Here is a 10,581-nt window from a genome sequence, read left to right on the forward strand (position 1 = left end):
CGTTTCTTTGTCGCTTTGGACAAAGAAATGACGTGCCGCCACGCACAGTGGCTAACAGTGATAAAGAAAAAATCCGACTCTCGCAGACCACTAAGCCCGAAAGCACCAACCCAGCATAGACCCCGACCGCTACCCCTCAAGAACCCACGATCAACCCCAAGCTCCGCACTCCGCACTCCGCCCTTCGCGCCAGCAACCCCTCCTGTCCACCGGCGCGAGCGCCCCCTCCTACCCTATCCAGCGCCGCGCATTCTGAAACACGCGCAACCACGGACTCGCGTCCCCAGTCCAACCCTCCGGCGTCCAGCTCATCTGCACATTCCTGTGCACCCGCTCCATATGCGGCATCAGCACCGTGAAGCGTCCATCAGGCGTCGTCACCGACGTAATACCCTCCGGCGATCCATTCGGATTCAACGGATAACGCTCGGTTGCAGCGCCTTGGTTATCGATGAAACGCATTGCGACTAATGCGTTCGCAGAATCACCTTGCTGCGAGAAATCCGCAAAGCCTTCGCCATGCGCAACGGCCACCGGAATCCGCGAACCTTCCATTCCGGCGAAGAATATCGACGGCGAGCTTTGAACTTCAACCGATGCAAACCGCGCCTCGAACTGCTCCGATTTGTTGCGAGTAAACTTCGGCCACGCATCCGCGCCAGGGATCATCGAAGCGAGGCTGCTCATCATCTGGCAACCATTGCAGATGCCCAGCGCAAAGGTGTCCGTGCGACCGAAAAACGCCTCGAACATATCAGCCAGACGCGGGTTGAAACGAATCGTCTTCGCCCAGCCTTCGCCCGCACCCAGCACGTCGCCGTAAGAGAAGCCGCCGCAAGCCACCGCACCCGCAAAGTCAGCCAGCGTGACGCGGCCTTCCAGCAAATCGCTCATGTGGACGTCGTGGGTGTCGAACCCCGAACGATCGAACGCGTAAGCCGTTTCCAGATGCGAATTGACGCCCTGCTCTCGCAGGATCGCCACGCGCGGACGGGCACCCTTCGCAATGAACGGAGCCGATACATCCTGCGCCGGATCAAAAGTCAAAACCGGCGAGATGCCCGGATCAGCAGGATCGAGCAACGCGTCGTATTCGGCATCGGCACAGGCGGGGTTATCGCGTAACCGCGCGATGCGCCAGCTCACTTCGCTCCACGCACGGTGCAATTCATGGCGCGGAGCCTCATAAATCTTCTTGGCATCGCGATAAATTTCGATTGTGTCCCGCTCGTTCGGCTTGCCGATCACTTCGCTGCAACCAAACAAGCCATGCTCGCGCAACACAGCCAGCACGGCATCGCGATCCGCCAAAGGCACCTGAATCACGCCGCCCAACTCTTCCGAGAACAGCGCGCGAATGGTCCGATCTTCACGACGGCCGCTCGTCTGCTTCGCCCAATCCTTGGCATCGCCGTAATCAGATTCGTGGTTGGGATCGAGGATCAGCATGTCGACGTTCAGCGACACGCCCACATGTCCCGCGAACGCCATTTCGCAGACGGTGGCCCAGAGGCCGCCATCGGAACGATCGTGGTACGCGAGCAGCTTGCCCGCCGCATTCAGCGACTGGATAGCGTTAAAGAACCGCTTCAGGTCCTCGGCGTCGTCAACGTCGGGAACCGTATCGCCAATCTGCTGCGTCACTTGCGCCAGAATGCTGCCGCCAAGACGATTCTTGCCGCGGCCGAGGTCGATCGAGATCAGCACCGTATCCGTGCCGCGCTGCAATTGCGGCGTGAGTTGTCGGCGCACATCTTCAACCGATGCAAACGCCGAAATGATCAGCGACACCGGCGACACGACTTCCTTCGCCGCACCCGTTGCGTCCTGCCACTTGGTGCGCATCGACAGCGAATCCTTGCCGACCGGAATACTGATGCCCAGCGCCGGGCACAACTCCATGCCGATAGCCTTCACGGTGTCAAACAGCGCCGCGTCTTCGCCAGGACTGCCGCACGCGGCCATCCAGTTGGCGGACAGCTTCAGCTTGTTCAACGATTCGATTGGCGCCGACGCGATGTTCGTCACCGCTTCACCCACCGCCATGCGTCCGGATGCAGGAGCATCGATCACGGCAAGCGGCGTGCGTTCGGCAATGGTCATTGCTTCGCCACGGAAGCCCGCGTAATCCATGGTGGTGATCGCGCAATCGGCGACGGGCACTTGCCACGGGCCGACCATCTGGTCGCGCGCCGTCGTGCCGCCCACCGAGCGATCGCCAATCGTGATCAGGAACGATTTGCTCGCGACCGTCGGGTGCTTCAGCACGCTCACCGCGATCTCCGACAACACCATTCCGGTTACATCGACGGGTTCGAACGTCAAGACCTCGCGCTTCACGTCGCGATGCATCTTGGGCGTCTTGCCGAGCAGGACTTCCATGGGCATATCGACGGGTTCGAGCTTTTCATCCGCGCTCTTCAAGTCGTCGATCAACTGCAGTTGGCGCGCGTCCGTCGCGACACCCACCACAGCGACCGGGCAACGTTCACGCGTGCAGATCGCTTCGAAGGCCGGGAGGCTTTCCGGCGCGATAGCCAGAACGTAGCGTTCCTGCGCTTCGTTCGACCAGATTTCGCGCGGCGACAAACCCGATTCTTCAAGCTGCACGCGACGCAATTCGAATCGCGCGCCCTTGCTGGCCCCATCGACCAGTTCGGGGAACGCATTCGATAACCCGCCCGCGCCCACGTCGTGGATGCTGAGGATCGGGTTCTCAGCGCCCAACTGCCAGCACGCATTGATGACTTCCTGCGCGCGCCGCTGGATTTCCGGGTTGCCGCGCTGGACGGAATCGAAATCGAGTTGCGCGGTATTCGCGCCGGTCGCCATCGAACTCGCCGCGCCGCCGCCCATGCCGATCCGCATGCCCGGACCGCCGATCTGGATCAGCAACGATCCCGCCGGCAGATCCATCTTGTGCGTGTGCTGATCCGAGATATTGCCAATACCGCCCGCGATCATGATCGGCTTGTGATAACCCCGCACGCGCCCGGCAGCATTCTGCTCATACGCGCGGAAATAGCCGCCCAGATTGGGCCGGCCGAATTCGTTGTTGAACGCGGCCGCGCCGATCGGGCCATCGATCATGATCTGCAAAGCCGACGCAATGCGCTCCGGTTTTCCATACGGCTCATGCGCGTCCGAAGGATTACGCTGGGGCACCGGCACGGCGCTGTCGCGGGCGTTTTCCCACGGCTGGCGTGCATCGGGCAAGTCCAGATTCGATACCGTGAAACCGGCCAGGCCCGCTTTCGGACGCGCGCCGCGGCCCGTTGCGCCTTCGTCACGGATCTCGCCGCCCGAGCCTGTTGCCGCGCCAGCGAACGGCGAGATGGCGGTCGGGTGGTTATGCGTCTCCACCTTCATCAACGTGTGCGTCAACTCGGTGTGACGGCCGTAATGTTCGTCCGAACCGCGCGGGAACCAGCGCTCGGCCGTGCCGCCTTCCATGATCGCCGAGTTGTCCGAATACGCAACGATGGTTCCGGCGTGATTCAGCTTCTCGGTGTTGCGGATCATGTTGAACAGCGAAATGTCCTGCGGCTCGCCGTCGATGGTCCACTGCCCGTTGAAAATTTTGTGACGGCAATGTTCGCTGTTGGCCTGCGCGAACATCATCAACTCGACGTCGGTGGGATTGCGCTGCAACTCCTTGAACGAATCAACGAGATAGTCGATTTCATCTTCCGCCAGCGCCAAGCCCAGTTCCGCGTTCGCCGTTTCCAGCGCGCCGCGGCCATGGCCGAGGATATCGACGGCCTGCAGCGGCTGAGCCGGCAGTTCGTCGAAGAGATGCAGTGCGTGATCCCGCGACGGCGCCACGCTTTCGGTCATCCGGTCGTGCAGCGCGGCAACAACGGCTGCGCGCTCCTGCTCGCCCAACGCCTTCTTGCCGCCAATGCCACTGCCGAGCAAGCCGCTTTTCAGGATCACCGTATATTCGATGCCCCGCTCGATCCGCCGGACCTGCGTAAGCCCACAGTGATGCGCAATATCGGTCGCCTTGCTCGCCCACGGCGACACCGTGCCGAAGCGCGGCACGACCATGAAGGTCTCTTGCGCGCCGCGCTCCGTGCTGGCCTCGAACGGCGCGCCGTAGTGCATCAGCGCGTGGATGCGGTTGCTGTCGTCATCGGAGAGCGGTTCGGCCGAGTTCACGAAATGCAGATACTGGCCGCGCACGCCGACAATTGCCGGGTCGATGCGCGTCAATGTTTCGAGCAGGCGGGTTTGACGGAAATCGGAGAGGGCCGAAGCGCCGGGGAAACACGAGAAGTGGGCCATTGTCACGGTGCTTAGAAGACGTCGAGACGAGAGACGTCGGAGCCAAATGCGGCAGTGCCGCAACTGGCGGTGGGAAGACCCGGATTATAACCCGGAAGTGTCTCGAAAACGGACCCGGGGCCAAGCCGTGAAACGGCCCGGCGGCATGCCCGCAATCTCTGAAATACGCCCGGAACGTTTTTGGGAAGATCCGGCGGTGCACTTCAAGGGCCTTGCCACGCAAGGGTTTTCAGCCGCCGGCGCGCTCACCGGTGCCGCTGTGTCACGCCTCTTGGCGTCCCGTCGACGCCCGTTTGGCGCTATGATGGCGCGCTTTCCCTGACCGGCGTTTGGTCGCACAAAAAGTCACACAAACGCCGGTTCGCCTCTCTCACGAGAATCCCGGCGAATCCCGGGCGCCCTGACACAGTCGGGCGCCGGCTCGTGAACCAGTCTGGTCTTGCGCCTTCGGGCGAGAACGAATCATGGATGTCATCGTTATCGGCGGCGGAATCGCCGGCATCGCCACCGCGTATCAATTGCGTGCAAACGGCCACCGCGTCTGCGTGGTCGAGCGCCATGCCACCGTTGCGCAGGGCGCAACCTACGGCCATGGCGGCTCCGTGCTGCCCTCACCGCTCGACGTGTGGTTCGGACCGACGTTCATGCAGACACGCCGCTCGGCCAAAACCGGCGTCGTGTACAAACCCGGCTTCAATTCCGATACCCGCGAGTTCGCCAAGCAACTCGCGCGATTCAAGGATCCGGAGCTTTTCACCAGTCAATACGCCGCTTTGCGGCCGCTGGTGGACATATCGCGCGATGTGATCGCTGATATCGACTCCCGATACGCACTCGATTACGAGCAGCGCACCGGCGTGCTGCACGTGTTCCGCCATGAACGCGATCTCGAGCTGGCGCAGTCCGCCATTGCGCTGCTGCAGCGCTTTGAGACGCCGCACCGTGTGCTCACGCCCGAGGAATGCGTGGGGGCGGAGCCGTCCATTCCCGATGATCCGCCGCTTGCGGGTGGCGTTTTGCTTGGCGATGCCCGCACCGCCAATTGCCCGTTGTTTACCAAGCTGCTGAAGCAGGTGCTGGAAGACAGCGGCGTGCAGTTCCAACTTGGCCGCGAAGTAACCGCCATTCGCGCCGACGCCCAGCGTGCCGCTGTAGAACTCGGACCGCGCGCGGGTGAAGTCGACGGCAAGGGCCGCAAATCCCGCGACGTCGAACTGATCGGCGCCGATGCCATCGTGGTCGCGGCCGGTACCGGCACGTCGGCGTTGCTGGCCACGCTGGGAATCACGCTGCCGTTGCATCCGCTGCGTTTGCACACCCTGACCGCGCCGATTGCCTACGAGGAACGCGCGCCGCACATTACGGTCGTCGATTCCGTGAAGCGCATCACCATGACGCGAATCAACCAGCGCATGCGTGTAACCGGTGGCGCGGTGCTGGAGAGCGTGGCAAAAGCCCACAAGCCGATGAACGAAAGCATGACGCGGCGCGCCCTTGCGCTGCTCGGCCAGGCGACGCACGACTGGATTCCAGGCGCGGCGAAGGTATCGGCGGCGCGGGCCTGGGACGGCATCAGGCTGGTGTCGCCCGATGGCTTGCCCGTGGTGAGCCCGACCGCGCATGCCCGCTTGTTCATCAACGCGGCGCACGGGCCGGCAGGCTGGGGGATCGCTTGCGGGGCGGCCAAGGTGGTGGCGGCCATGGTCTCCGGAATCACGCCCGACGTGCCGGTTGAAACGCTCAGCGCGCTGCGGATGGACCGGTTTTAGGAAGGTTTGAGCGTCAGTTTGAACCTCGTTCGGCTTAAATTCCGGGCAGCGAAAGGGTCCGCAAAGCGAATAGCGATGCGGCCTGACGAAATACAAAAACGCAGCAGCAAACGTCTTTCACGAAAGTAAAACACTTTACGAATTGGCTGGCCGGCGTTTGCGGCCATTTGGGCGCAATAATTGCGATGAGTTCACGCACTCCTCCTACGCAGGCGCCATGACCGACTCTTTCGTTTCAAACTTTCCTTCTCCGCCCTACGTCGAGCCACGCGATCACGCGCTGGCGCTGCTGACACTTGGCGAACTCCGCACGCTTGAAAGCCGCGCCGCGGCGTCCCTGCCCGCGAATACGCTGATGGGGCGCGCCGGGGCTGCCGCGGCGCAATTTGTCATCGATCAGAACCAGAATGGGCATGCGCCGCATCTTGCCGCCCTGCCAGTGTGGATCGTGGCCGGTCCGGGCAACAATGGCGGCGATGCGCTCGTGATGGCTGCCCGCTTGCGGCAAGCCGGTATCGATGTCGAAGTCTGCATGCCGGTGGAAGTGAAACCCGACGATGCACGCTGGGCGCTCGCCGAAGCCCGGCAAGCGGGCGTGAAAATCACCGCCGAATCCCCTCACTCTTTCGATAACTTCGGCTGGCTCGTCGACGGCATGTTCGGGATTGGTCTCGGACGACCGCTGGAAGGCGTGTTCGCGGATCTGGCCGCGCGCCTGTCACGGCGTTCCAAGGCGGGCGGCGGCGTGCTTGCGCTGGATATCGCGAGCGGGCTGTCGAGCGACACCGGCGAACCGGTCAGCCGCAGCGCCGACGGCCGCGCGCAGGCCGTGCGCGCCACGCACACCATCACGTTTATCGGCGCGAAACCGGGCCATTTCACCGGCGATGGCCGCGACCTCACGGGCAAGCTTTATATCGCTGATCTGGGTGTCAAGCCGCCCGTTGAACCCTCGGTCGTGCTGAACGCGCCATCTCTGTTCGGTTCGCACTTGCCGCCCCGCAATTACGCGACCAACAAGGGCACGTTCGGCACGCTGGCCGTGCTCGGCGGCGACACCGGCATGTGCGGCGCGCCGATCCTGGCCGCGCGCATGGCGTTGTACGGGGGCGCGGGCAAAGTCAACGTGGCGTTCATCGGCACTGATTCGCCGCCTTATGACCCACCGCATCCGGAACTGATGCTGCACCACGTCGACCAGATCTCACTCGACAAGATGAACGCGCTCGCGGTCGGCTGCGGCATGGGCCAGAGCGAGCGTGCGAAGAAGGTGCTCGCTGATGTCCTCGCGCTCGACGTCCCCAAGCTCTTCGATGCCGACGCGCTCAACCTGATTTCATCGGATGAAAAGCTGGCTGCCAAGGTCGCCGAACGAGGCGCTCGCGGGGATCCGTGCGTATTGACGCCGCATCCGCTCGAAGCCGCGCGTTTGCTCGGATCGGATGTGAAAAAGGTGCAAGCGGATCGCATCGCGGCGGCCCGGCAACTGGCGGCGCGTTTCGCTGCGGTCGCTGTGTTGAAAGGCACGGGCACGATCATCGCTGCGCCGGACGGACGCGTTTCGGTGAACCCCACCGGCAATGCCGCGCTCGCGACAGGTGGGACAGGCGACGTGCTGGGCGGGTTGATCGGCGCCTTCCTCGCGCAACGGCTGCCGGCTTATGAGGCGGCGCTGGCGGGCGTTTATCTGCATGGGCTGGCCGCTGAAGAGTTGACCGCGGAAGGCGAAGGTCCCGCAGGATTAACCGCAGGAGAGCTGGCTCCGAAGGTACGGAGTTTGCTCAACCGGCTTTTTTACGCTGCATAACTCGGCAACATGGTCAAGGCGCGGATCCCTGAAGTCCGTCGCTGGCGCCGTTCGCCAGCGGCGTCTATCCATGCAACGCGAGGCCAACGCGGGCACCGCCTGCACGCGCCGTTTATCCCGGACAAACGAAACACGAAGCCGTGGCCGATACGCTTAACCTTCATGCAAGCAATCATTCATCCATCGTGGCTATACTTGTTGACTCGCGCGTAGGTCGCTCGATAAGTCAGTCGAGATGGACCTCATCAAACTCCGCGCGATGCACAGCACTTCCCGTCACCCTCTGATAAACGGACCGTTATGACGCTCAATTCGCTCCCTGCCTGGCCGGCGCTCCGGACGCATTACGATGCCATCCGTGACGAACGCCTGCGCGACTGGTTCGCGCCGCAAAATGACACAACGCCGTCCCGCGCCGAGCGCCTGACTTTTGATGGCGGCGGCATCTCCATCGACTTCTCGAAGAACCGCATCACCGAAGCCACGATCAAGCTGCTTATCGAACTCGCGCAGCAGGCCAAGGTCGCTGACAAGCGGGAAGCCGTATTTTCCGGCGATATCGTCAACGTCACGGAACATCGCGCGGTGCTGCACACGGCCTTGCGTTCCACCGACGACAACTCCCCGTTCCAGAAGGAAATCCGCGCTGAAAAAGCCAAGATGGCCGCGTTTGCGAACAAGGTACGCGACGGCTCGTGGACCGGCTACACCGGCAAGCGGATTCGCCATGTGGTGAACATCGGCATTGGCGGCTCGGATCTCGGACCGAAGATGGTCGTGCATGCCTTGCAGCACCTGGCACAGCCGGGTCTGGATACGCATTTTGTCTCGAACGTCGATGGCGCCGATATCTACAACGTGCTGAAGGACATCGACGCTGAAGAGACGCTGGCTATCGTGGTGTCGAAGACGTTCACCACGCAGGAAACCATGACCAACGCGCGCTCCATGCGCGAGTGGTTCGTGAAAAGCGGCTGCCCCGAAGAAGCGCTGTCGAAGCACTTCGTGGGGGTATCGGCGAATCCTGAGGAAGTGGTCAAGTTCGGCATTGCGAAGGAAAACGTCTTCGAGATGTGGGACTGGGTCGGCGGCCGTTATTCGCTATGGTCGACGGTGGGTCTGTCGATAGTGATCTCGGTCGGACCGGAGAACTTCGAGAAGCTGCTGGCCGGCGCGCATGCCATGGACGAGCACTTCCGCACCGCGCCGTTCGAGCGCAACCTGCCCGTGCTGATGGGCATGATTGGCATCTGGTATCGCGACTTCTTCGAGTCGCAAAGCGTGATGGTCGCGCCGTACTCGCAAGCCATGCGCTACCTGTCTTCGTATCTCCAGCAACTCGAGATGGAGAGCAACGGCAAGTCGGCACGGCTCGACGGCACCATGGTCGATTACCCGACCGCCGCCGTGATCTGGGGCGAACCCGGCACGAATGGCCAGCACGCGTTCTACCAGATGCTGCATCAGGGTCCGACGTTGATCCCGGTCGACTTTATCGCCGTGTTGACGCCGGAACATCCGCTGGTCGATCATCACGCCAAGCTGCTCGCGAACTGCTTCGCGCAAAGCGAAGCACTGATGCTCGGGCGCACGCTGGAAGAAGCGAAGAAGGTCGCGGGGCCGGGCAAGGAAGAACTGGCAACGCACCTGAGTTTCCCCGGCAATCGCCCGACGACAACGATTATTCTCGATGCCCTCACGCCCGAGACATTGGGCGCGGTCATCGCGCTGTACGAGCACAAGGTGCTGGTGCAAGGCGCGGTGTGGGACATCAACTCGTTCGATCAGTGGGGCGTCGAGCTGGGCAAGATTCTCGGCAAAGTGGTCGAAGCCGATATCACCAGCGGCAAGGCCGATCCCACGAAGCATGATTCGTCGACATCGGCGTTGATCGCGCGTGCACAGGCTGCTTTGAAGGGGCTGTAAGCGCTTTATGCTGAAAGATGTCTCGCGGTTTCTACTGATGAGGGGCGCGGGATGTCTTTCGTTCGCACTTGGGTTGGTCGTAGTGGTCGAGGTTGGTGCCGGGGTGGTCGGTTTTGGGGTTAGCGGTCGGAGTCTATGCCGGGTTGGTGCTTTCGGCCTTAGCGGTCTGCGAGAGTCGGATTTTCTCTTTATCACTGTTAGCCACTGTGCGTGGCGCCCGTCATTTCTTTGTCCAAAGCGACAAAGAAACGAAGCAAAGAAAACGCTTTAACCACGCTACCCTAAGTGTCCACAGCGTGCAGTTTCTATTCATAGGTGCCCCAAAAGCACGGTGCTCGCCAGAGCACCGGATGTGTGAACCCCTCCTTCTCCGAACACGGATTCTGACACGCTTCGCCACCAGTGATTGAACCTGCCAAGGGGCACCCCGCGCTATCCGCGGACAACCTTCCACCGAATTTGTACGCACGCCGAATCACGCCGCCAACGTACCTCGAAATGAGGCCGCAGGACGCGTGAAGCCGTGAGCGACGAATTCCATGTAACCGACCAGCTGACTCACCAAAGGTTGAAGCCGCCGCTTCAATTTTTGGTGGGCTGACCGCGTGCTTACGCGGTTATTTTCGTCGGTTGCGGCCTTACATATTTTGGGGCTTTATTACTTGGCGGGTTGGCGGCGTGGTCCGTCGTGCGTACAAATTGGTGGTTGGTCGTCCGCGGATAGCGCGGGGTGCCCCTTGGCAGGTTCAATCACTGGTGGCGAAGCGTGTCAGAATCCGTGTTCGGAGAAGG

4 protein-coding genes are annotated in these 10,581 nt (G+C 62.0%); 3 read left to right on the plus strand and 1 reads right to left on the minus strand.

Annotation, left to right across the window (positions count from 1 at the left end; translation table 11 throughout):
* Nucleotides 1–228 precede the first annotated feature (228 nt).
* Complete coding sequence (purL, locus tag GSQ93_RS11940) at nt 229–4,287, minus strand: phosphoribosylformylglycinamidine synthase (RefSeq protein ID WP_158935858.1); 4,059 nt, start codon at nt 4,285–4,287, stop codon at nt 229–231.
* Between the two features lie 464 nt (nt 4,288–4,751).
* Here purL and GSQ93_RS11945 point away from each other — a divergent pair, with 464 nt between their 5' ends.
* The 3 genes from GSQ93_RS11945 to pgi all read left to right on the plus strand — a co-directional run bounded on the left by GSQ93_RS11945 (nt 4,752) and on the right by pgi (nt 9,789).
* Nucleotides 4,752–6,056: an FAD-dependent oxidoreductase gene (locus GSQ93_RS11945; RefSeq protein ID WP_158935859.1), complete on the plus strand. Its 1,305-nt coding sequence runs from the start codon at nt 4,752–4,754 to the stop codon at nt 6,054–6,056.
* A 217-nt stretch (nt 6,057–6,273) separates the two neighbouring features.
* Entirely contained in the window at nt 6,274–7,863 is a 1,590-nt protein-coding gene (locus GSQ93_RS11950; protein ID WP_158935860.1) for an NAD(P)H-hydrate dehydratase, read from the plus strand.
* Nucleotides 7,864–8,163: 300 nt separating this feature from the next.
* Entirely contained in the window at nt 8,164–9,789 is a 1,626-nt protein-coding gene (gene pgi, locus GSQ93_RS11955; protein WP_158935861.1) for a glucose-6-phosphate isomerase, read from the plus strand.
* The last annotated feature ends 792 nt before the right edge of the window (nt 9,790–10,581 follow it).

Source organism: Burkholderia sp. S171 (assembly GCF_009766085.1).
In the GTDB taxonomy this organism is placed as follows: domain Bacteria; phylum Pseudomonadota; class Gammaproteobacteria; order Burkholderiales; family Burkholderiaceae; genus Caballeronia.

What these genes read in the sequence shown, in the direction of transcription:
- purL (WP_158935858.1), bottom strand. Translation starts at nt 4,287, where the DNA reads ATGGCCCACTTCTCGTGTTTCCCCGGCGCTTCGGCCCTCTCCGATTTC.
- GSQ93_RS11945 (WP_158935859.1), top strand. Translation starts at nt 4,752, where the DNA reads ATGGATGTCATCGTTATCGGCGGCGGAATCGCCGGCATCGCCACCGCG.
- GSQ93_RS11950 (WP_158935860.1), top strand. Translation starts at nt 6,274, where the DNA reads ATGACCGACTCTTTCGTTTCAAACTTTCCTTCTCCGCCCTACGTCGAG.
- pgi (WP_158935861.1), top strand. Translation starts at nt 8,164, where the DNA reads ATGACGCTCAATTCGCTCCCTGCCTGGCCGGCGCTCCGGACGCATTAC.